This is a genomic window from Lactobacillus melliventris (assembly GCF_013346935.1).
GTDB lineage: Bacteria > Bacillota > Bacilli > Lactobacillales > Lactobacillaceae > Lactobacillus.
In genome coordinates, this window is record NZ_JAAEEB010000002.1 from 295,887 (window position 1) to 320,419 (window position 24,533).

20 protein-coding genes are annotated in these 24,533 nt (G+C 36.0%); 12 read left to right on the forward strand and 8 right to left on the reverse strand.

Features of this window, described 5'->3' with window-relative positions; genetic code table 11:
* Position 1 precedes the first annotated feature (1 nt).
* The 4 genes from GYV61_RS02840 to GYV61_RS02855 form a co-directional block, all read right to left on the reverse strand.
* Positions 2–1,375: a BspA family leucine-rich repeat surface protein gene (locus GYV61_RS02840; RefSeq protein WP_174794701.1), complete on the reverse strand. Its 1,374-nt coding sequence runs from the start codon at positions 1,373–1,375 to the stop codon at positions 2–4.
* A gap of 141 nt (positions 1,376–1,516) precedes the next feature.
* Positions 1,517–2,653, reverse strand: a complete 1,137-nt coding sequence (locus GYV61_RS02845) for a leucine-rich repeat domain-containing protein (protein WP_174794702.1) — start codon at positions 2,651–2,653, stop codon at positions 1,517–1,519.
* 145 nt (positions 2,654–2,798) lie between these two features.
* Entirely contained in the window at positions 2,799–4,670 is a 1,872-nt protein-coding gene (locus GYV61_RS02850; protein WP_174794703.1) for a MucBP domain-containing protein, read from the reverse strand.
* Positions 4,671–4,934: 264 nt separating this feature from the next.
* Positions 4,935–5,888, reverse strand: a complete 954-nt coding sequence (locus GYV61_RS02855; protein WP_174794704.1) for a class A sortase — start codon at positions 5,886–5,888, stop codon at positions 4,935–4,937.
* A gap of 254 nt (positions 5,889–6,142) precedes the next feature.
* Here GYV61_RS02855 and GYV61_RS02860 point away from each other — a divergent pair, with 254 nt between their 5' ends.
* From GYV61_RS02860 to GYV61_RS02870, 3 genes are all read left to right on the forward strand, one after another.
* Positions 6,143–7,012: a PRD domain-containing protein gene (locus tag GYV61_RS02860; RefSeq protein WP_174794705.1), complete on the forward strand. Its 870-nt coding sequence runs from the start codon at positions 6,143–6,145 to the stop codon at positions 7,010–7,012.
* Positions 7,013–7,157: 145 nt separating this feature from the next.
* A complete protein-coding gene (locus GYV61_RS02865) occupies positions 7,158–9,104 on the forward strand; it encodes a beta-glucoside-specific PTS transporter subunit IIABC (RefSeq protein WP_174794706.1) in 1,947 nt (648 codons plus the stop codon).
* Positions 9,105–9,116: 12 nt separating this feature from the next.
* Complete coding sequence (locus GYV61_RS02870; protein WP_274600316.1) at positions 9,117–10,565, forward strand: glycoside hydrolase family 1 protein; 1,449 nt, start codon at positions 9,117–9,119, stop codon at positions 10,563–10,565.
* A 381-nt stretch (positions 10,566–10,946) separates the two neighbouring features.
* On the opposite strand, the gene GYV61_RS02875 is transcribed toward GYV61_RS02870, so the two are convergent.
* Together GYV61_RS02875 and GYV61_RS02880 are read right to left on the reverse strand one after the other, a co-directional pair.
* Entirely contained in the window at positions 10,947–11,582 is a 636-nt protein-coding gene (locus tag GYV61_RS02875; RefSeq protein ID WP_174794708.1) for a hypothetical protein, read from the reverse strand.
* A 196-nt stretch (positions 11,583–11,778) separates the two neighbouring features.
* Positions 11,779–12,642 (reverse strand): helix-turn-helix domain-containing protein, encoded by an 864-nt coding sequence (locus GYV61_RS02880; RefSeq protein ID WP_174794709.1) that lies wholly within the window; start codon positions 12,640–12,642, stop codon positions 11,779–11,781.
* Between the two features lie 106 nt (positions 12,643–12,748).
* On the opposite strand from GYV61_RS02880, the gene GYV61_RS02885 reads away from it, so the two are divergent.
* Positions 12,749–13,993 carry an MFS transporter gene (locus GYV61_RS02885; protein WP_174794710.1) on the forward strand — a complete coding sequence of 415 codons (1,245 nt, stop codon included), beginning with the start codon at positions 12,749–12,751 and terminating at the stop codon, positions 13,991–13,993.
* Between the two features lie 114 nt (positions 13,994–14,107).
* Here GYV61_RS02885 and GYV61_RS02890 read toward each other — a convergent pair whose 3' ends face one another.
* Entirely contained in the window at positions 14,108–15,346 is a 1,239-nt protein-coding gene (locus tag GYV61_RS02890) for an MFS transporter (RefSeq protein WP_174794711.1), read from the reverse strand.
* Between the two features lie 150 nt (positions 15,347–15,496).
* Between GYV61_RS02890 and GYV61_RS02895 the strand changes: the two genes are divergently transcribed.
* From GYV61_RS02895 to GYV61_RS02930, 8 genes are all read left to right on the forward strand, one after another.
* Complete coding sequence (locus GYV61_RS02895) at positions 15,497–16,426, forward strand: cytochrome C5 (RefSeq protein WP_174794712.1); 930 nt, start codon at positions 15,497–15,499, stop codon at positions 16,424–16,426.
* 235 nt (positions 16,427–16,661) lie between these two features.
* Positions 16,662–18,005 (forward strand): family 4 glycosyl hydrolase, encoded by a 1,344-nt coding sequence (locus GYV61_RS02900; protein ID WP_174794713.1) that lies wholly within the window; start codon positions 16,662–16,664, stop codon positions 18,003–18,005.
* Positions 18,006–18,024: 19 nt separating this feature from the next.
* Positions 18,025–19,665, forward strand: a complete 1,641-nt coding sequence (locus tag GYV61_RS02905) for an alpha-glucoside-specific PTS transporter subunit IIBC (RefSeq protein WP_174794714.1) — start codon at positions 18,025–18,027, stop codon at positions 19,663–19,665.
* Positions 19,666–19,738: 73 nt separating this feature from the next.
* Positions 19,739–20,530, forward strand: coding sequence for a MurR/RpiR family transcriptional regulator (locus GYV61_RS02910; protein WP_174794715.1), 792 nt, complete (start codon positions 19,739–19,741; stop codon positions 20,528–20,530).
* Between the two features lie 115 nt (positions 20,531–20,645).
* Complete coding sequence (locus tag GYV61_RS02915) at positions 20,646–21,011, forward strand: hypothetical protein (RefSeq protein WP_174794716.1); 366 nt, start codon at positions 20,646–20,648, stop codon at positions 21,009–21,011.
* Between the two features lie 9 nt (positions 21,012–21,020).
* A complete protein-coding gene (locus tag GYV61_RS02920; RefSeq protein WP_174794717.1) occupies positions 21,021–21,503 on the forward strand; it encodes a PTS sugar transporter subunit IIA in 483 nt (160 codons plus the stop codon).
* 322 nt (positions 21,504–21,825) lie between these two features.
* Positions 21,826–22,038, forward strand: coding sequence for a hypothetical protein (locus tag GYV61_RS02925; RefSeq protein ID WP_174794718.1), 213 nt, complete (start codon positions 21,826–21,828; stop codon positions 22,036–22,038).
* A gap of 651 nt (positions 22,039–22,689) precedes the next feature.
* On the forward strand, positions 22,690–23,205 hold the full coding sequence (locus GYV61_RS02930) for a hypothetical protein (protein WP_174794719.1): 516 nt from the start codon (positions 22,690–22,692) through the stop codon (positions 23,203–23,205).
* A gap of 1,075 nt (positions 23,206–24,280) precedes the next feature.
* Here GYV61_RS02930 and GYV61_RS09870 read toward each other — a convergent pair.
* The gene (locus tag GYV61_RS09870) at positions 24,281–24,361 is read right to left on the reverse strand and encodes a putative holin-like toxin (protein ID WP_366125493.1); all 81 of its coding nucleotides are present in this window, start codon (positions 24,359–24,361) and stop codon (positions 24,281–24,283) included.
* Positions 24,362–24,533 lie beyond the last annotated feature (172 nt).

Consider the following 24,533-nt stretch of genomic DNA (forward strand, 5'->3'; position numbering starts at 1 on the left):
CTTAATTTGTACCATCATTACGATACATACCATAATCGGTACTACCATTATAATTATCCATTAGTTCATCTGATGTCCACATATCGCTATTGTCATTTACCCATGTTCCTGGTGTGTCAAGACCAGTATTAGCCATCACACATTTCTTTCCTAGGACAAGAGTTTGTAGATTGCTTAAACCTCTCAACATATATGTTTTATTAGTGGCTTTAGTCATATCAAAACTACTAATATCAAGATTTTGCAAACTCTTGCATCCATCAAACATTTGATAAATGCTGTTAACGTTTGACGTGTCAAAGTTAGAGAGGTTTAGTGTTGGTAGTGCTTCACAATGGAAGAACATACCTTCCATTCTGTTAACTTTAGCTGTATTAAATTTTTCTAGACCTTTAATAGAAGTTAAGTTGTAACAATTACTAAACATTCCTAGCATGTTAGTTACATTTGCTGTATTAAAGTTTGCTAAATTAAGTTCTTTTGCGGCAAAGCAATTATAAAACATATTAGACATGTCAGTTACATTTGCTGTATTAAAACTGCTTAAATCAATATCTGTCAAACTTTCACAAGCATTAAACATACTTGCCATGTTTGTAACAGTATCGGTCTTGAAATTAGATAAGTTTAATTCCTTCAGATTTATACAGTAATTAAACATGTTAGACATATCCGTAACTTTATATGTTTCACCAGGCACGAACAGTTTTGATAAGTCTAATTTTTCTAAGGATGGACAATTATAAAACATGCCACTCATATCAGTTACGTCTTTGAGGTCGAAGTTTTCGATCCCATTAACTGATCTTAATTTCACAAAGTTATTAAATAAGAAAGAAGCTGAACCTTCGACAGAAAGCTTTCCAGTAAAGTTCACAGTTTCAACGGTTCTGTTGTTAAAAACATATGAAGAGTCGTCCCAATCAATATAATCGAAGGATAGGGCATTAGAAAATCCAGGAAAAGGAATTGGCTTATTTTTTATATGACCTCCACCAAGATTCAGTGTATGAGTTACTGTATCATAGCTAATTCGAATAGATCTCCATGTTCCATTTTCAATGGTGTCACTTCTAGTTGCTTTTGCTGAAGTAAACTGCTTTGCAGTCTTATCATTGTCTGAGACAGGATTGGCACTATTTTTCGAATTACTATTTGCTTTGTTCTCATTATCATCTTTACTTACATTTGATTGGTTAACAACATCTGAGTTGTTTTTGCTATTTGTAGTTGCATTGGCGTCAACTTTATTAGTTGTAGCTTGATTACTATTTATTTCATCAGCTTTAACAGCATTAGGTGAGACGACAAGTAATGCTAAAGCGGCAGTTGCTAAACTACTAATTAGCAATATCTTATTACGATGAAAAGCCATAATTTCTCCTTTAATTAATTTGTACAAGCTAGTCTTATAAATAAGCTTATATTTTAAGTTTCAACCAGAAAGCATTCTCTAACTGAAAAATATTAAAAAATGCTCTTGAATTATTCTTTTTAGTCTTACTGAGTAATTAAATTAGTTGTTAGTAATTTCAAAAGGAACAATGATCCAGCCACCTGATTCATAACCAGCTTGTCCAAAGAAGGCGCCTTTGTAGTTAACTGTCATATATCCTCTGTAGCCAACTGGTAAACCACTAAGGTCCCAAGTAACGGTTTTACCATCAGATGAAACTACACCAGCATTGTCCTTCCAATTGCTGAGGTAGTACTTAACGTAATGATCATATTGAACGTCATCTCTATTAGCTACGCGAAGCTTCATATTGCTGCCATCTTTATCATAGCAGTTGTATGAAAGTGAAATTTTACCATATGACTGTGGAATAGAAAGTGTTTGATACTGTACTGCTTGATAATATGCAGGAGTATATGAGTCTATGGCATTGTCTGACTTTAGAGGTGAAAAGTCGGTAATTGCATTATATGAAATAGAAAGATTAGTTAAATTAGGCTTATTTGCCAATGCTGAAATATCATAAATGCTACATTGCTGTAAGTTAACACTTTTCAATTGGTTTAAATCTTTCAAAGCGCTAATATCTGACAATTTACTGTGAATCAAAGCGATACCAAAGTCATTAATATTAGTATCTATATCAGGTTCCAATTCCAAACTTTTAAGATTGTAAGCATATTCCAATCCCTTTAAAGATTGAATGCTTAACCCAGCTATATAGTAATTCATATCATTTTGTTCATGCTCACCAAAAAGATAAAGGTATTGCAACTTACGCAAATCGGCTTTAGTAATTCTCTTTACACCTGCTTCGCTGTCATCAGCATAGAGATTGTAGGCAACTATTTTTTGCAAATTCTTATCAGGCATCCAGCTATCAATAGGTTCATCATCGTCATCTTGAGCTTTGACTGACTTAGTAGCAATACTGTTGGAAGTAGTATTACTCTTGTCTAAGAAGCTCTTGTTAATATGCACAACGGTCTTATCAGTAGCTATTGCGTTTTTATCAGGAGCTTTGCTTGCTGCCAAATTGGTTTTATTGTTCAAGCTTTGTGCAGCCAGTGTGCTTCCAGATACGCTGTCAGCTTTAACTGCATGGGGACCACCAACAACTAGTGCTAGTGCAGCAGCAGTAATTCCACTAAATAACAATTTTTTACTTTGTTTACTTAGTTTTATATGTTTATTCATAATTTTTACCTCTCAAATTTTAACTAATAACAATTTGCACTATTATTGTATATCTATAATATAATGTTTGCAATATATAACGACTATATCCTATCTAAAATGTATATAAAAAGCACCCAGTAAATATACTTATTAGGTGCTTTTTTTATTTTATCCCTTTTCTTTTATAGTGCATCAGTACTAGGCCTAACACATTGAATAATACTATCAAAATTAGTGTTGTTAGTACTAAATGCGAAAGCTTATTAATTTTGGAGCTGAGTTGCTGTTCCCTTGTCTGTTTGTCATTTGATGTGTGTATCTTGCCGCTAAATCGCTGATCTTTACTGTGCTTATAGTTAGCGGTATTATCAGCACTAATTAAGCTTTTGCTTTTTGATTGGCTTTTAGTATAAACATAGATTAGCTTTTGTGACTGTTGCTTAAGAGTAATTACGGTTGTATCTAAATTATTTGTAATATGTGAACCGTTAAAATCTTTAAATTTAATAGTGTAACCTGGTAGTTTTAATGCAGGAACAGATTGTTGATCATTAATAAAGCCACTTATAATTTTATTCGGAGAGATCTTATTGCCGTCTGTGTCTTCAAAGCAAACAATCACATTTGATACTTTTTCTTTGCTTTTTTTATCATAATAGAAAGTAATATCTTGCGGCTGACTATTAAGCAAAATAGCTATGCTTCCCAAATGATAAGAGTTGCCGTTGTGGTCAATTTCATAATAAATAGGAGTATAGCCAGGAACATCTTTAGGCTCAATTACTTTTTGCTTATTAAAATCACCACTAGTTATACTTTCAGGTGCAATTGCTTTGCCATTTTCATCTTGATAATGAATGGTAATGTTTTTTGGCTTATCGCGGTTATAAAGCAAGGTAATATCTTGTACTTTGGCACTAATAGTGGTCGTGACAAAGTCCTGACTGATTGGAGTCTTAATACCGTCAACTAATTTTGCAGCAATTGAATAGCCGGTAAAGCTCGGAATAGAGATATTGCTGCTGGTATTAATATCGCCATACAGTTTCTGTTCACAGGCAATTGTGTTGCCGTCATCGTCTTTAAAATGAAAAGTAATAGGTTGTCCTGTAACTATTCTAAAAGGAATAATATACCAACCAGTAATTAGCGGCTCTTGCACACGATTCATACTGTGAAACTTCACGGTCATTGCTGCCCCGTCACCGGGTTTCAATCCCAGAAGGTTCCAAGTTACAGTCTTTTCATCAGTAATTTGACCGACATGGTTACTCCAATTGCTGCAAAATTGTTTAATGAAGCAGCTGGAATTAAGATGCTTACCTGTTTCAATTTTAAGTGGCATATTTGAGCCATTAAAATCAAATAGTTTGTAAGGGTCAGGTGTGTAAAAAGTACTTTCTGCAGGGATGTGAATAGATTTAACGCGAATTATTTGCTTTTTTAAGTTTACATTGCCATTTTCAAGCAACCGTTTATTTGTCTTTAATGGTGAAAAATCTGCAATTGCATTGTATGAAAGGTTAAGTTGAATTAGTTGCGGTTTATTTGCTAAAGCAGAAATATCATGCACGCTGCACATCTCTAGGTTAACAGAAGTCAATTTATTCAAATCATGCAAAGCCGAAATATCCGTTAAAGTTGAATTAACAATAGTATGGTGCAGCCATTTGTGATTAAATTCGCGACTAGGGGCAAGGTCTATTTTAGCTAAATTAGTTGCGTATTCTAAGCCCTCTAGTGATGTAAGCTTTAAGCGTAACCTATATTCACCTGCAGAAACATCACATTGCCGTTGACCATGAACAACATGTCTTTCACTAGGTGCTATTAATTTAATTTCAGTTAAGTTAGCTAAGCTTTCCTTGGTAATCTGGCTAATATTTTGGTTCAAATTCGCAGCCACAATTTTTTGCAAGACCTTATCAGGCATCCAACTGGCAATTGAATTGGAATTTTCGACAGAATTTATCACATCAATATCAAAATCAGAGGTAGCGATCGTTGATTTGAGTTCACTAGTTCTAGTCGACATTTAGTCATCATCTTCTTTACTAATAAAAATAGCGGTAAATTCATTTTTAACGTTAAGCGCGTTTGCTTTAAAAATAGCAATAGGTATATTAATGTTTTAAAAAATCGCTTTCTAAAAACTATATATTAATATTATACGCGAGAATAGCCGCAAACAAATGTTACCCTCATAATACTATCTAAGCCTCAGTATAGCATGTATTATTGCAGATGACTATTTCAAAATAGTTATTTCTGATATCGTTATATAGTGATTTTAAAGAAATTAGCGCAAAATCCAAATGCGCACAAGTTGCCAGCCAATTGCTAAAACAAAAATAACATTAAAGGTAATGATTACCGTCTTGATAAAAGTCATATTTTGGTAAAACTTGGGCCGGGCTGCAGGCCGAACCTGCTCCGACTTTTTGATTTTTTTATGGTCTTTTTTGGCTGTTAAAGACGCCTGGCGTCTTTTTTTACTTTGCTTTGGCTTAGCGGTTAATTCTGTAGCAATTAAGTTATGTTTCGTCGCTTTATTTTTAGCAATTAAGTCGCCTTGCACAACCGTCCGGTGCTGGCCGTAGCCATACTTAGAGGTATTAAAGTCAGAACAGGTAATCAGTGTGATCATGCTTTTATCCTGCATGTTGTTTTCAACTTCAACCTGAGTGGGCTTAATGGCAAAAGAAATTGTTTTGATTTTATACGTATATATATGATGCAAATCTGTTACATAAATAAGGTCGCCTGGACGCGATAAGTGCAAATTATCTAAAACGGCAGGACCATAAGATCCCATGTAGTGTCCTGCAAGTACGTAATTATTAGCACCACCCATGACACGGTCGGGCAGGCAAGTTACCACACCGTATTCTAAATTTTGATTCTGGTCTCCATAACCGGCAAAAAGGGGATTATGAATATTGACACTGGGAATAGCAATTCTGCCAATGGCATAGGCCCTGGCTTGCTTAGCTCTGAGAACTTCGGCTGCACTAACTGACTTAGTTTTGCTGGCATCGTAATTTGTTTTGCGTTTTTTATTTCTATCTGCTTTCTTTTGTGTTAAAGTTGTATTTGCTTTTTGCGCATTTTGTTGAACGACATAGGAGTTACCGAACCCGGAACCGAAAAAAATCAGGGTCACTCCCAGGTAAAAAAGGGCTCCTAGTAGTAATACACGAATAGTAGACCATATTTGATATTTTAAAGAATGTTTTTGCTTTTTATTTGCCATTGAACTATTTCTCTTTAAACTTCTGTATTAGGTTTCAGCTATTATTTAAGTATAAATTTGCGTAAAGCACAATTATTTGTTTTGTAGGAAACACTTAAAAATAATAATCAAATAAGTATTGAAATCGCTTATGCACTACTTTATAATATCAGCTGTAAGTAGACGTGTTACTGATTTGATCAGGCATTAACCTATGAACAATACTTATTTTGGTACTGTTTGTAGGTTTTTTTATTGGAAAGGAAGTAAGTTGAATGAAATTTGTAAAAAATTTTAACAACAATGCTGCCTTGGTGTCTGATGAATCTGAAGTAGACTGGGTGGTGATTGGTAACGGGATTGGTTTCGGCAAAAAAGTTGGTGATCCCATTGATGAGGACAAGATTTCGCGCCGTTTTATAGCTGTTGGAGAAAATCTGAAAATGGTTGACAGCGTGCGGAATATTGATCAGAGGACTTTAGCATTAACTACTGCTGTGATTAATTTGGCTAGCAAACAATTGCAGATAACTTTTTCGGATTATCAGTTTATGGTATTGGCAGATCATATCGACTTTATGCTAACCCGTGCTACTGAAAATATTGAATTAGGCCAAGATACGCTTGGCTGGGAAATGCAAAAATTGTTTCCTAAAGAATACGGCACGGCTCAGGAAGCATTAAAGTTAATGCAGGAAAAAACCAAGCTTGATTTTCCTAAAAGTGAAGCAGCTTATCTGACATACCATTTTATTAACGCTGGCTCTGGTCAGACTAAACTGCAGGATACTATCAAAATTACTAAGCTTATTCGCGGAGTAGTTGATATTATTCAGTACCAGTATGGGATGCAGCTCGACACTGAATCATTTAATTTTAACAGGTTCATGACCCATTTACGTGCCTTTATGGTAAGGCATATGTGTGGCGAATGTGAGAAGGATTCGGGTGAAGAGCTTGATAATTCTTTAATTGAACTGATGAAAGTCAAGTATCAAAAGGCGTATGACACTGTCCAAAAAATCGGCACGTACTTATATAAACAAGCAGGTTGGCAAATGCAGCCTGATGACCAGGTATATCTAACTCTTCATGTCTGGCGGGTAACGCACAGACAAAATGATGCACAATTACGGGAGAGTTAATTCTACTATATTTTAATAATTAATTAGTTTAAACGGTGTGTTACTGTTTACAGGCATTAACCCGAGAACTTTAGGTGAAAGTCTCACAAAAAAACTAGTGAGATGTTTTCTTGAAGTTCCCGGGTTTTGATATTTAGGAGGAAAAATGGCATACGAAGATTTAAGTAACGAAATTATCGCTGACGTTGGCGGTAAAGACAACGTGGTTAGTGTGGTTCACTGCACTACGCGCTTGCGTTTTAAATTAAAAGATATGAAAAAGGCTAACGATGACAAATTAAAAGCCACTGATGGCGTAATTTCTGTTGTCAAGTCTGGCGGTCAATACCAAGTAGTCATTGGTAATAACGTTGCCGATGTCTATGACACACTGGTTAAAGTAGGTGGATTTTCTGGTGGCGGCAGCGTTTCTGCTACTGCCACTGACAATAGCAATATGAGTTTGGCTGATAGATTTATTGACCTGATTTCCAGTATTTTCAATCCACTTTTAGGTGCAATGTGTGCTGGTGGTATGATTAAAGGCTTTAATGCAATGTTTTTGGCGTTTGGTTGGCTATCAGCAACTTCTGGAACTTATGTCATCTTGAACGCTATCGGTGACAGCTTGTTCTACTTCCTACCTATTATTTTAGGAATTTCTTCAGCGAAAAAATTTGGTATCAACACGTATTTAGGTGCCACAATTGGTGCTGCTCTTTGTTATCCTTCTATTGTGGCAATGACTGGCAGCAAAACTGCATTGTATACAGTATTTAAGGGCACATTCTTGGAAGCACCGGTTCACATGACCTTTTTGGGCATTCCGGTAATTTCAATGAATTATACTTCATCGGTTATTCCGATTATTATTGCGGTCTGGTTTGCTTCTAAGGTGCAAAAAGTCGCTCGTAAAATAGTTCCAGATGTTGTTAAAACTTTCTTAGTACCATTTATCGTTTTATTAATTACGGTCCCGGTCACTTTTCTTGTGATTGGCCCTGTTGCAACTTGGCTGGGTAATGGGGTTGCGGAAATTGTGAGTGCGATTTACAACTTTAGCCCGGTGATTGCTGGTATTTTAATGGGTGCATTTTGGCAGGTATTTGTCATCTTTGGCGTTCATTGGGGTTTCGTGGCGGTTATGATGACTAACATTGCTGCCATGGGCTTTGACCCGATTATTGGTTTATCATTTGCTGCCTCATTTGCTCAAACTGGGGTAGTTTTAGCTATGATTTTTCAAACAAAAGACGAAAAGACTCGCAGTCTGGCTATTCCCGCATTTGTATCAGGAATCTTCGGTGTTACTGAACCAGCTATTTATGGCTTGACATTACCACGCAAGAAGCCATTCATTCTTAGCTGTATTGCTTCTGCTGTTGGTGGTGGCTTGATTGGACTCTTTGGTACAAAAACTTACATAATGGCCGGAATGGGTATCTTCGCAATTCCATGTGCTATGGGTAAAAATGGCATTGACATGGGTGTATATGGCTTGATGATTGGTATGGCTGTGGCAATCATTTTAGGCTTTATATTGCAAATGCTTTTGGGTAAGAAAAGTGTAGATGAGAATTTAGCTGAACAAACTGCAGGTTCTGCAGCAACAAATAGCTCTGCCGATTCAGCAGCTGTTAAGCCGGAAGCTTCATCTAATAAAGAAGAAAAATTAACAGCTCCGTTAACTGGCCAGGTTGTAGCATTAAGCCAAGTCAAAGATGAGGTTTTCTCCAGCGGCTCAATGGGTAAAGGAATTGCAATTGAACCACAAGAAGGCGGAGTATGTTCACCCCTTGATGGTAAAGTAGTGATGGTTTTCCCTACGGGACACGCAATCGGTCTTAAATCCAATAATGGTGCAGAAGTAATGATTCACATCGGTATGGATACAGTTGAACTTGATGGTAAAGGCTTTACTACTTTAGTTAAAAAGGACCAGAAAGTTAAAAAGGGTGAACCTTTAATTAACTTTGATCTGGAAGCCGTCAAAAAAGCCGGTTTTGAAACTACAACACCAGTGGTTGTTACTAATTCTAATAATTATCATGAAGTTAATGCAGTTGCAAATGGTACAATAACCATTGGGGATGCATTACTAGATTTAAAATAACGAAAGGAGACAATGATGACTACAAATAATTTTCCTAAAGGATTTTTATGGGGCGGTGCTACTGCTGCTAACCAATTAGAAGGTGCCTACCAAGAAGGAGGCAAAGGCTTATCCTTGCCTGACGTTTTACCTGGTGGTAAAGACAGAATGAAGATTATTGCTTCACCAGACTTTGATTTTAAGATAAACCCAGACTACGTTTATCCTAATCATATTGGTATTGATCACTACCATCACTATAAGGAAGATATTGCACTTTTTGGTGAAATGGGCTTTAAGTGCTATCGCTTTTCGATTGCCTGGTCCAGAATTTTCCCTAACGGGGATGAAGAAACTCCTAATGAAGACGGCCTTAAGTTCTATGATGCTGTAATTGACGAGTGCTTAAAGAATCACATTGAGCCTGTCATTACCATTTCACATTACGAAATGCCACTGCATTTGATTACTGAATATGGTAGCTGGAAAAACAAAAAGTTGATTGACTTTTACGAGCGCTTTGCTCGTACCGTCTTAACTCGTTATAAAGACAAAGTTAAGTATTGGATGACTTTCAACGAAATCAACAGTGCCGCTCACTTCCCAATTATGGGTCAAGGCTTAACCACAAGTAATGGCGCTCGTGACAAGAAGAATGTTTATCAAGCATGGCACAATCAATTTGTCGCTAGTGCTAAGGCTGTTAAAATTGGTCATGAACTTAATCCTGATCTTAAAATCGGCTGCATGATTTTGTACGCTACTACTTATAGTTATGACTCTAACCCTAAGAACCAATTGGCTACCTTGCAAGATAACCAGGCTAATAACTTTTTCTGCGCTGATGTTCAAGTAAGAGGTCACTATCCTGCTTATACTAAGAGCTTATTGGCTCGCCAAGGTGTTAAATTAGCAGACCTTGATTACACTGATGAAGAACTGGCATTGTTAGCCCAATATCCAGTTGATTATATTGGCTTTAGTTACTACATGTCTTCTGTAGTTGACGTTACTCATGAAAATCAAGAAACAACAAATGGTAACTTGATGGGCGGTGTTAAGAATCCATTCTTAAAGAGCAGTGACTGGGGCTGGCAGATTGACCCAACTGGTCTCAGAATTGCCTTAAATCAACTGTCAGATCGCTATCAAAAACCTGTATTCATTGTTGAAAATGGTTTAGGTGCGGTAGACAAGCCGGATGAAAATCATTATGTCGCAGATGATTACCGGATTGATTATTTGCGTGAACATATTGAAGCTATTTCTCAGGCAATAGACGATGGCGTTGACGTCATGGGATATACTCCTTGGGGTTGCATCGACCTAGTTAGTGCTTCAACTGGTGAAATGTCCAAGCGCTATGGCTTCATCTATGTTGATGAAGATGATGAAGGTCACGGAACCTTTAAACGTTACAAGAAGAAGTCATTTGACTGGTACAAGAAGGTTATTTCTACCAATGGTGCTGATCTAGCCTAGTTGTAATAAATTGCCTACTAACCTCGAAATTAAATCATCTTAATTTCGGGGTTTTTATATACTTTCCTTTAACACGAATAATATCTAGGTATAATAAAAAGGTGACAAAAGTCGCCTTTTTGATTATTTAAAATTTAGTTGGATATTCCATTTCATTAAACTGATAGCAGGCATATTTTTGTGTTAACTTCTCGGTACTTAATCTACTTGGGTAATTGTAACTTTTAACATATTGCGTTAAGCATAAACACAATAAAAAATCCTGCTTTTGTGGACAATGCAATTGTTCATTATCTACTTAAGCAGGATCATCCATTAACACTACTTTTTCATATTGCAACAGAAAATTCAGCAGCTTGTATCTTTTTACCCCTAACGCTACTATAATGATGCCCATTTACCATTATGAAAATGATTAAATAAGCTTTTGTTTTCTTGAAGCAGTCCAATTATCTGTTGTTTATCATATACAGCTACTCCATGATTATTAAGGATAGCAACAATTTCTACTAAATCTTTTGCTTGAATATTTCCTAATTCTAATTGAATTGCTTCATTATTCACAGTCAAATTTAGCTTAAAAAAGTCTGGATTAAAATCAATTGGACTAATTCTAATTTTTTTCCGATATGTAATTTCGGCCTTAGTGATATTCTCAAATAAGTATGATTTTGTATAAATTTTTTTGATATGTAATAACTGCAAAAGTTTCATTGCATCATTTGAACTATAACTTACTACAGTAATTCCGTTTTTATTAATCTGCCAATATCCACTAAAACATGTTGGTAAAGTAATAAAAATTCCCACCAAAATTATGAGTCCCAGTACCCACCAAGGTTGATAGCCAAATCCAGTCATAAATAATGACACTAAAATGACTAAAACTAGTCCTAGGATTACATGCAGAATGTTTACTTTATGTCCAACAGTTACACTTTTATCTGAGTTAGTAAATCCTGAATTATTCGAAGGATAAAGTTGTTGTCCTACAATCATTTCTTCGTTTGACTTCATGATATTCACACTTTCACAATTTAGCAGTAACTATTTTATTTGTATTTAATTATACTACGTCTTGGTTTTTTAGAAAGCGTTTTTCTTTGCAGTAACGAACGATTTTTGCTGTTTAGTTGGACTTAGAATATAAAAGTTCATTATTCAAATTGTAATAAAAAGCTAGTTTCAAGTAAATGCTGGAACTAGCTTCTATTTATACTAAATTGCCACCGGTCGTTTCCTGCACCACTTTTTGCAATTGCTTACTATATTCAGTCATGCCGATTAAGGAAAACTCTTCTATTTGCATTGCGCAATTATCTAGATAAACCTGTTTGGGATCAAAATGATAGTTAATAATGTTCTCTAAAAATAATAGAGTCATCTTATTAAAGCAGGTTAGCGGCTGAGTGTGAATCTCATGGGATTTTTCCACCAACTGCTTTGCTTCCTGGTATTTGCTTTTTTCCAGACACATACTAATCATATTGATTAATATTCCCAACACTATAAATTGTATATCGTCATTATCACTATCTTTAAATTGTTGAAAAATTTTGTTAGTAATGATCATGTCGCTGTCAAAATCATAAAAAACCATGCAGTTCAGGAAAATTTTGATAGTTTTCCAGTCGAAATTCTCTTCATTAAAGAATTTATTTTTAAGTTGCTGAATTTCTGCAGCATTCAATTTTTCTCTATTACCATCTATAATAGCTAAGATTGAGTTCACACTTAGCATTAAATCATTTTTACTGGTAAGCCCGCTACCCGCGATGGCCTGCTTAATTTCTTTTAGGCGCTTAATATCAAAATTATAATAAGCCTCTGTCATTTGGGCAACAATCTTCTTTTTGAGATTATCTTCACTTTCAGCCTGGTAATCAAGTTGTTTAAAAAAACCCGCAATTTTAACGTGATTTTGCCGTAATAATTCAATTAGGTCTGCCGCTGAAATGCGCGTCTGATCTTTTTCTACTTTAGAGTAAAAAGAGGGGCTGATAACATCGCCAATCCATGCGCGTTGAGTTTTGCCAGCTTCTAAACGGTATTGTCTAAGTAATGCACCGATAGTCATAGTTTAACCTCATTAATTTTTTTGTTTCATATATGACACTTTTATATTCACAATTTTAGCTTAAGTACAATTAAAAATAAAGAAAGCTAAAAAGGAGAAAAAAATTATGACTATCTTTTTTAAAAATAAAGAATATCGCAAGTTTTCAATTGCCAGTATTTTATCCAGTGCGGGGGATATTTTATTCTATTTAGCGCTGATGACTTATGCCAGTCGGCTCAAAAACTATTCGCTGGCCTTGTCATTAATTGCTATTTCGGAGTCAGTTCCCCGGCTGTTCTCCAGTGTTGGTGGCTATCTAGCTGACAGGACGCAGAACAAATTTCAAAAAATAGTCTGGATGGCCATGATCAGAGGTGCGCTTTATTTACTGGTTGGTTTTCTTTTTAGCCAGAATATTGCTGGCTGGAATCTGGTAATTATGGTGATTATCATCAACTTTATTTCTGATACGGCCGGAACTTATTCTGGCGGACTGACTACACCACTAATTATTAGCCTGGTTAAAAAGGATGAGATTGCTGAAGCCGAAGGTTTTACTAGCGGTGTTTCGCAAGTAATCACTTTGATTAGTCAGTTTGTCGGATCAGGACTTTTGTTATTCATGTCATATTCTGCGCTGGCTGTAATTAACGGTCTGACTTTCGTTGTGGCAGGGTTGATCTATTGCAATATTGCCAGGAGTAAACGAAAAAAGGGCATTTCAACTGTCACACAAGAAGTCGATGATCGTGGCTTTTGGTCCACCTTGGCCTTAGCATTAAAGCAAGTTAAAAAGGCTAGTGGCTTAATTACTACCTTACTGGTAATCGCCATTTTAAACGGAGTTCTCAGCACGATAGAGCCTCTGATTTCTATTGTAATTGCGGGCAATCGTCAGGTGATGGTTATTGGCACCTATAGTTTTACAATTGCATTAATCGGCGCTATGGCAGGAATAGGCGCTGCCTTAGGCAGCATTTTTGGTACTAATCTATTTAAAAATGTTAGCCTTTATATCATCATTATGTTTGCTTATATTGCTGGAGCAAGTGTCATAATTGCTATTTTAAGTAAACAAATTTGGTTCTGTTTAATAACTTACTGTATCTTAGGCTTTTTTGCGGGAACTGCTACACCAAAATTAACCCAGTGGATGGTAAGTGCAGTTGATCATAAAATTTTGGCGTCTTCTGTTGGTCTGATCAATACGATTTTATTAATTGCCAGTCCCTTAATGACAACTGCTTTTACTACCTTATCGGCTGCGACAAATGTGCAATATTCTCTTTTAGGATTATTGATAGTCAGTGTTCTGCTTTTTGTTATTACTGGTGTAGTAATGAAAAAATCAGCCAAAAAAGAGGATTAATGGTTTTTCAGCTGGTAAATTCGCAGTTGCTTTTTACCAGCATTTTTCTAAGACAGATATAAAAAGCCATCAAGATAAATTGACTTGATGGCTTTACTGGTTGTAAGTTAGCTCTTATTTATTGGAATTTTTTCTCAAACTGAAAAAGATAATCAGAATAAAGTTAATCAGTAGAGTGAAGCCTGTAGTCCAAAAAACAGTTGCGTAGTTGAACAGACCGGAGATAGTAGAGCCCATAAGTGACCCAAACACTGAACCGACCGCTTGAAAAGACTGATTATAGCTGAATATCCGACCAAAACTTTCGGCTGGAGTATTCAGCGTCAAAACTGTCTGTGCTGCCGGTAACATGGCGGCACTGGCAATTCCCAGCAGAAAGCGCAGTCCTGCCAGCAACCAAGGTGAATGTGTCAAAGCCATAGGTATAAAGAGGATCGCACCTACAAATAAACCAAGACGCAATATTTTTAGCGGACCAATTTCATCCATTTTATGCCCGATTTTGGAAGCCGCAAGTAGTGTTCCGAGACCTGGGGTTGCGGCCACAATGCCGGCTACAAATGCAATGTTTTTACTGTTGGGCATCATTGACTTAACATATAAGGAAACAATTGGGTCAATTGACATATTAGCAGCTTGCACTAAGAGGGTAGTCACGAACATGACCACAATCAGCTTAACGTTAGGCAAAGACTGCATAATTTCTTTCATTGGCTTCATTTCTGCACGAGAAATCGGAGTAAAGTTTTCATGAACTAAGAATGTCGACCCTAAGAAGACGAGCACCATCAAGAAACCGGTGATGAAAAATGGAATCCGGTAGCCCCAAACGCCACCAAGCCAGTTACCGAAGAAGTTTGACAAAACACCACCTAAAAGTGGTCCTACCAAGTTTCCTGCCGTTCCGGCGGTCATCATTTGACTCATCACCCAGCCGCTTTTTCTATGGGGAGTTTCCCCTGCGATTAAAGCAGTAGCGTTGTTAATATATCCGGAAAAAGCACCCTGAATAAAACGCATTACAATAATGTAGATAGCATTAGGAGCAAAACCAGTAGCAGTAATGGTTAAAGCCATGACTCCGGAAGCACGCATGCACATTAACTTACGGCCTTTTCTGTCGGCCAGGTTGCCCCAATATGGCGAAACGATTGCCTGGGCAATAAAGGTCATAGCAAAAGCAAGGCCAGAATACATGCTAATCTGCAGCTTACTATAGTGCCCCAGATCGGCGATAAATAGAGAGATAAAGGGCATCGTCATGGAATAGCCCATGCCCGTGATAAAGCAGCCAAGCCATAGAGTCACAAACGCTTTATGCCAGCCAGCTGGGAATTTGTTAGAATCTGTCAAAACTTCCTCGCTTTCTTTTTTAATATTTTTCTAAAAAATATGATATCTTTTATATTTTAGCACAATAAATTTGCTAAGAATTTGCTAAATAGCTGATATTTTCATATTAATCATGTTAGGATATTATTTCTGAAAGGAAGGGGTGCTGTTATGGAAAAAAATTCGCATTTAACTAGGCAGGAATATCGCGAAAAATACAACCAAAGGTCCCAGCTTCAAAATAAAGAAATGACGAAAACAGCACTCAGAGGGCATGACGCCTCCCAGACTCGTGCCGATTATCGTCAGTTAAAATTAAATTTCTGGGATATTTTTGCAGATCGACCATACGTTGCGGTGGCCATTGTTGTTTTGGCTATTTTCTTAGTTATGGCTAAACTGTGGTGGCTGCTTGCTGGGCTGGTCGTTATTGTCGCAATCGGTATCTTTGTCATTGGTCGCAGCCACCATCCCGATCGCGTTCTTAGCCTGGAATTTAAAATGAAGTCCTCCAGAAAATTAAGCATGTTGCGGGCATTGCAATTTGGGGGCTCGATCATCATGTTTCTGGCTACTTACATGAAAAAAGTAGTGACAGTAAACTTTTCCACTGCTGGTTCAACCGATGGGTTACAGATTGTGCAGGGAATTTTATCTAATCGTGGCGGTATCTATGGTCAACAAGGATCATATTTCTTAAGCTTACTGAATACCTTAACTGGTGGACAACTTTGGGGAAAATATCGCTATGCTACTAATAGTGCCCAAATGATGAACAGCAGTGCTGGACGCTTAATTATCATGTGGATATTGCTTTTAATGATTGCACCTGCATTTTGCGTTTTAGCACAATTTTTCCGTGAACCCTATTCACGCAATACGGCTTTAGCAGCTTCAATTGTGGCAACCATCAGTTTCGTATTAACTCCGCGCTTATTGAGTAAGTGGATTGTAGAATATGCGGTGGAAAATCGGATGGCAAGTGCTCAGGCACAAGCCGCTATTAGCTTTGGACCAATGGCTTACGTTGCAATTTTCTGTGCGATGTTAGTTTTAGTTATTTCTATTTATCGGGTAATTAAAAAAGACAGGTTCGTCTAAAATAGTCTTCTCATAACATTTAACTTAAATAGCATTAATGCTGGCACCCTAGTGGTGCCAGTTTTTTTGTGAAAATAATTTCTAAAAATGAAACAAATATCTCAAGTTGTGAAATACGTATTCACTTTCCTGGAAAGCGGATACAAAAAATAAGAAAGATGTTATAAATATAAAAGTAAGCTAGCTTAGAAAATAACAGCTCAAAATGAGCAGAGTGAATTAAAAGGAGAAAAATATGTCCCAAAAAGATAAACGCTATTCCGTAGTCATTGCAGGTGGAGGCAGCACTTATACACCAGGATTTGTTTTAAGCTTAATTGCAAACCAGGACAGATTTCCGCTAAGAAAGCTGAAATTTTATGATAACGATGCCAAAAGGCAAAAGAAAATTGGTGATGCATGTGCAATCATTATGAAAGAGCGCGCACCGCAAATTGAATTTTCGTATACGACTGATCCTAAAGAAGCATTCACAGATGTTGACTTCGTTATGGGATCAATTCGGGTTGGTAAATACCACATGCGGGAGCTTGACGAAAAGATTCCGTTAAGATATGGCGTTAACGGCCAAGAAACAACCGGACCCGGAGGAATGGCATATGGTATGCGTTCTATTCCAGCTATTATTGAGATAATCGACTGGATGGAAAAGTACTCGCCAAATGCCTGGATGATTAACTATACCAACACGATAGCCATTGTTGCGGAAGCTTGCCGCAGATTAAGACCAAATGCTAAAGTAATTAATATTTGTGATATGCCGGTAGAAATTATGACTAGAATGGCCAAAATTTGCGGCTTAAATGACTACCATGATCTTGATGTCAACTACTATGGCTTAAACCACTTTGGCTGGTGGAAGGAAGTCCGTGATAAAAAGACAGGCAAAGATTTAATGCCACTTCTTAAGAAGCACATATCTAAAAATGGTTATTGGGTCGGTGGTGAATTTGATAAGGAAACAGAGACCAGTTGGGCCGAAACTTTTAAAAAAGCTAAGGATTGCTATGCTCTTGATCCAGAAACTTTACCTAATACTTATATGCAATATTATTACTTCCCACAATATGAAGTAAAAAATGCAGACCCTAACCATACCAGAACTGATGAGATTCGTGAATACAGACAAAAAATAGTATTTGGTGAATGTGCCAGAATTGTCAAAGCTGGTACAGCTAAAGGCAATATCTGGGAGGCCAATGCCGAACATTCTAATTATATTGTTGATATTTGTCATGCTATTGCTTATAACACGCATGAAAAATTCTTTGCTAACATACCTAATAACGGCGCTATTGCCAATATTGACTCTGATTCTATTGTTGAAGTACCTTGCTGGTTTGGAGCGGATGGAGTTCAACCTATGGCAACTGGAATGGCTGGCAGATTCCAAAAGGGATTGATAGAAGAACAACAAGCATGTGAAAAGCTGGTAGTTGATGCTTATGAACAACATTCATACACTAAGATGTGGCAAGCTTTTGCCCTTAATAAGACGGTTCCTGATGCTTCTGTAGCGAAAAAGATTCTTGATGACATGATCCCAGAAAACAAGCCATATTGGCCAGAACTTAATTAGTGATTGGGGATGATGTCTTATGATGCAGAAGTTTCAAAAGTTTGGTGCAGCAATGTTTGTACCAGTACTTTTGTTCTCGTTTGCTGGTATTGTAGTTGCTTTAGGCAGCTTATTTAACAACCAAGCAGTTTTCGGCTCTCTGGCAAATCCAGGGACAACTTGGTATTCAATTTGGGATACAATTACAGCTGGTGGCTGGACAGTTTTTAAGCAAGAAGCTTTGCTTTTCGTTGTAGGTCTGCCAATTGGTTTAGCAAATAAATCCAGAGGTAGGGCTGCCATGGAAGCAGTAATTACCTACATGACTTACAACTATTTTGTTGGTGCGATTTTATCTCACTGGGGTGCCAGTTTTGGTATTCCTAACTTTGATAAAATCCAGATTGTGGAAAATTCCACTAACCACGGACTAACAGAAATAGCAGGTATCAAAACTCTGGACACTAGTATTATTGGCGCTCTGATGGTTGCTGGTATAGTAATTTGGTTACATAATCATTATTTTGATAAAAAATTGCCAGAATGGTTAGGAACCTTTCAAGGATCTACATATGTTTATATTTTAGGCTTTTTCCTTATGATTCCTCTAGCTCTTATAACCTGCTGGGGCTGGCCAAAAGTTCAGCTGGGTATAACCGGTATGCAACACTTTATTACTAACAGTGGCGTTATTGGAGTGTGGATTTATAATTTTCTTAATCGTATTTTAATTCCAACTGGACTCCATCATTTGGTGTATATTCCGTTTCAGTACGGTCCTGCAGTTGTTGCAGGTGGATTACAACCTTATTGGCTAAAACATTTAACTAAATTTGCGTTAAGTACACGTCCGTTAAAGCAACTGGCTCCTGAAATGGGCTTCCAACTGTGGGGTAATGAAAAAGTATTCCTTGCTCCGGTAATTTGTTTAGCGTTTTATGCGACAGCTAAAAAAAATAAAAAGAAGCAAACTTCAGCTTTGTTAATACCAGCAGCTTTGACTTCATTCTTTGCTGGAATTACTGAACCAATTGACTTTACCTACTTGTTTGCTGCTCCAGTTTTATGGATCATTTATTCATTACTTTCAGCTACTATGAACACTATTATGTTCAGTTTTGGTGTTGTTGGTAACTTTATATTTGGCAGCATTGATATGGCGGCAGAAAACTGGATACCACTCTGGGCCAATCACTGGCAAACATTTCTAGTACAATTTACAATTGGTATTATTTTTGCAATTCTTACCTTCTTCATTTTTAAATTTATGATTGTTAAGTTTGATTATGCAACTCCAGGAAGGGAAAAAGATGACGAAGATGTACATCTACTAAATAAAAAGGAATATCAAGCTAAAAAAGAATCAGCTGCTGGCGCAACAACTACCGCACAGCTATCTAAAAAAGAGAAAGAAACTGATCCATACGTTGAAAGAGCAACAGCCTTCTTAGATTTACTAGGTGGAAGTTCCAACATTAAAGAGTTAAGTTCTTGTGCGACCAGACTACGTGTCACAGTGGCAGATCCTGATAAGATGGGCTCTGATGCTCAGTTTAAGGCAGCTAAGGCCGTTAATGTTGTCCATCACGGCAAAGCAATTCAAGTTATTGTTGGCTTAGATGTTGCTCAAGTACTTGAAGCAATGCAGGAACTAAGAAAGCAGGATAACAAGCAGGATTAATTATGGCTAGAACGCTTGTATAGGTAAAAGCAATTTGTCATATGTAAAATTACTTTATATGGAGCGTTGATCTATGTCAAAATTAGAATATTTAGTCTATCAAAATAGTGGTAAATTGAATGATTCTGAAATAAGGGTCATTCAATTTATTATAAATAATGCAAAAGCGTGTAAAGGATTAAATCTTACTGAACTTGCTCGCAAATTATACGTTTCGCGTTCGGCGATTTTCCGGTTATGTAAACACTTGGGCTTGAGCGGATATAATGAATTGAAATTTTACTTAAATGAAGTCGTTCAGGAAAAAGAGCAAAATAATATAAGTAAAGTAGTACCTAACAATTTTGATGCAAGCATAATAAAAGAAATCGAAAATTTACATAAAAATTTTAAGGTTCTTAAATTAGATGAATTTTACAATGAGCTAAGTAATGCTAAGCATATTTATATTTACTCTACCGGCTGGATCCAACAGATGTTGTCTGATTATCTTTCTCACGAGTTATTACTTTTTGGCATTTCATCAATAGTTTTGCCAGCTGCTGTCAGTGAACTGGAAATGATAGGGAAAATTGCGGAAAAAGGCGACATGCTCTTTATTATTTCTTACACAGGCAATAATAAAGAAATTAACGATGAACTGGGTAAGTTTGAGATGGTTAACAACAAATTGCGTTATGTCTCCTTTACAGACCTAAAGCAAAATAAGCTTGCTTCGCTTTCCGACTATAATTTTTACTATCCGACTGTAAAATTTTCATCTAGCAATGATGTTTCATTTATACTGGCTTATACCTTAGTTGATTTCATCATAAATAAGTTTGGTATTTGGCAAAAAGAAAAAAGTGATAAAAATGGTAAGTAAGATAAACAACTTTGTGATTAGTTTTTTAAATAGGGCCCATTTAGACACCAAAAAGATTTTGACAACCTATATCTATGCTTTAATTTTAATTCCCTTGTTTTTCGGTTGCTTTATAATGTTGACATCATCTGTTGCTAAACAAAACATCAATATTGTTTTGGACAATACACCTTTGATCGCAATAGATATGATAGTAGCTCTTACGGATTTTATTATGGGTTATTATATTTGGCTCAAGAAAGATTTGATTCTTAAGTATGAGGGTAATTATCATTTTTTGATGTTCAGTCAGGCGATTAGCCAGTTAATGGTCGGTAACATTTTTTGCTTGATTTTGGCGCTTTTTGGCATCATACGTATTAATGAACAATCCGGCAAATTAAAATGTCAAAGCAGTTTTATCAAAGTGCCTGCTGTTATCTTTTTGACTATCTTTGGTTTTTGTTTAGTTTTAACAATTAGTATATTTATTAGGAAATAGGTAGAATTAATGTTTAATATATTTAAAAAACGCAGTTTTACAGTGACTGCAGCTTGTGATGGAAGACTAATGCCAATTACAGATGTAAAAGATGAAGTTTTTTCTCAGAAAATGCTAGGCGATGGCTATGCCATTAAGCCTACAGATGGCAAAATTTATTCTCCTGTTGCAGGAACTGTCACCACAGTCTTTCCCACTAAGCATGCAATCGGCATTACTACTGATAATAATTTAGAAATATTGGTCCATTTAGGAATTGATACTGTGGAATTAAAAGGTGAGCCCTTTGAAGTGGCTGTCAAACAGGGCGATACTGTTAAGCAGGATGATTATTTGGCAAGTATGAATACAGAACTGATTACGGCTGAAAATTACGATGATACGGTAATAGTTGTTTATACTAATATGGATGTCATAAAATCTGTTTCTGATGTGTCGGCAGGTGATACGACCCACGGTGACGCAGTTCAGACTCTTCAGTTTAATGCTTAATTATTTTTAAATAAGATGCTTCGACCGGTTAAATAAATTAAAGCCTTCAGCTTTAATTGCAATTTTAACTACCTCGGAGCGTTTTTTATTTGATATTGTAAAAGTATAGGTTTGGATTTATTATGAGGTTAACTAAAGATTAATCATAGAATTATTTTGATTTGGATAATAGCTGGAATAACTATATAACATCTTTGTTTGTGCGCATTATTGGAATTATTTTGTGGACGGCAATATTTTTAATTGGCGACTTTCTGAATGGGAAAATGTATCACTGTTATTTTAAAAATAATAGTAGGTAAAGAATAGTGGTGAATTCACTTTGAGTAGTAAAAACACTAACAGTTTAATAATAAAAATATCCAATGGTATGATTGAGTTACCAGCTCATATATCTCTTGATCAAAAAGCTAGAAAAAAGCTTGAGCAGCAGTCAAAACCAACCGATAGTCAAGCGGAACTTACTAAAAAATGCGCTGAGCAACAGAATAGAAGGCAGCAGGGGCTTGATCGTGACGATGGACTTGAGCTTTAATTAGATCTAAAACTTCATTATAGGATCAAGCAATGGTTGGGTCTTTTTTAACTCTTTGTCAAATCTAGTTGATAAAGAATAAATAAATACAATAAAGCAGCTAATAAACAATTGCAGGAATTAAAAGTGGCTCGTTTGCTTCTACTATATTGCCAAGCAAAATTGCTCAAACTGCTATAAACTGCTATATAGAAAAGGAAAATTGAATTCACACATGCTTAATTTCGTATCAAGGTCATAAAAAAGATATTCAGAAGGATTTACTTTGAAAATCACTGGTATATTTGTGGGAAAAAGTAGCAAAAAGCATATTATCCTTAATGATATTTGTGCTGCCAAAAATAATTTTACTAACATGCTGCTAGTCGTGGCCAAGTGATCGACTATCCGAGAAAAAATGAGGAAATGATCAAAGCCTGCATTAATTCCAAATCAATTTTGAATTAATAAAAATAAATTAAAAATATTGTTGACTTTTTATTAATTACATATTATATTGTAATTAATCATATATGATTAAGAAAAGTATATAATAATGCTTTTGCTGTCACAAATACTGTATCAGCAGCTTCTATTGATAATTCCGCTTACGCTCAACCATCTAATGTCTTAAGTCAAGACGTCGTAAACAAAATTGACCCATATGTAGAAGTGAAAAATAATAAATATGTTCTTAATGACGATGTTAAAAAGGTTATTACTTATGCTGAATATGTCTCTGCTCAAGAAGTAATAGCCCATACCAATCAACTTATTAATGGATCATCTTTTGTAATAAATAAAAGCACAAAAACTGCAACTTTAGAATTTGAAATTAATAATTCTGGAAAATCAGTTAGAGTTTTACCATCAACAGAAGATTCCAAAATTCAACCCCGCGCAAAGCATCATTTTGGTGTAAATAAGGTTGAATTTGGATGGAATTACATTAGAGTTTTTATAGATAAACGCACTGCTAAAGCTGTTGTTTCAGGCGGTCTTACAGGTCTCACAGCTATTATCACCGCTACTGTTGGCTCTGATGGAGGCCCTATAGTAGCTGCAATTGGTGCTTTTCTAAGTTCGACAATTGGTGACAATATTAAAGGTGGCGTTTGGTTTGATGTTAATTGGATACTTACTGGCATCAATCACTATCCAGTAATTACTCAGTGGGGCTGGCAATAATTCAATTTATAAAAGACAAAATGAATAGAAAGAAAAAGACTGAATCTGATTATTATGAATTGGTGAAATATCGTAACGCATTAGCGTACGGAATATCGACTGGAATTATAGTTTTCATATATCAAATATATTTATCACCTTACATAACTAATAGGTGGACAAATATTTTTGTACAATTTTGCATTATACTTTTGGATATTTTTATAGTTAATTGTGTGCTTCATTGGTATGACCGCAACAAAAAATAATTTAAATCAAATATTTTGTAGTCAATAAATGTGACGTATAACTAGAACTTAGACATCTAATTATTATGCAAAAGCCAATGCACGATTTTGATATTGATACGACCTCTGAAATTAAAATAATTTTTGAGGTCATATTTTTATGGTTAAATTATCTTAATTTTGGTGGTTAACATTAATTACTAAACGATTTTTCGTATACTTTTTAATTTTAAGTTAGCACCAGTTGTTCATTAGATTACACCCCTTTTGGTCTTCAAAATAAACAGGATTTAACTAAGATTATGAGCGCAATTAAGCATAAGGGAGTCACACTGCATTTTTTCGTCTTTGCGAGGCTTTTTGAAGATTCTAACCTGTAGAGTTGATGAATAACATCATTCTAGAGCTTTATAAGTACCAAGGTGAGAGCGAACGTAAGAGAATTAAGGAGCGGAAACGGCAGGACACATCCCAATTGCTAAATCTGAGAGCCGCTATCATGGCTGCAAGCCCAAATTCAATAAGAACAGTCTCCAATTGCAACACGCCTTTAAACTTTACCAAAGTGGTATGACTGATATTGCTGTCAGCAAGGTAACTGGAATCAATCGGATAACATTCAAACGATATAGAGAAAAATTAGGGATTACCCAGATAAGTTAATCAGGTTCTTGTGCAAGATCAGTTTAATCATGCTAGAATATAACTATAGAGAAAAAGAAGCCTTGCAAAAACAAGACTTCCTCTCTGAATTTCAAGCAGCCGCTTTAAAGGCGGTTAGCTAGATTATAGTTTGGTTAAAGACCAATCCCATAACGTGCTAAAGTTATTGTTGGGACGGTCTTTTTTTATTTGTGTTTGTCGATATAGGTCAACAAGACAATAATAAACGAGGCAAATGTCAGCGCTAATTCTAGCGCATGGTACACACTCAATAGCTGGACACCTTTCTAAAAGATTTCGTGCCATAGGCACCCTCTCCCTTCAAGTGAAACAGCCAGCCGCCCTCAAAACAATTTGCTATCAATTCAAACTTAATTATAGCAAATATTGCTCTATTCCTAAATGATGATGTGAGCTCCAAATTTAGGACAACTTTTA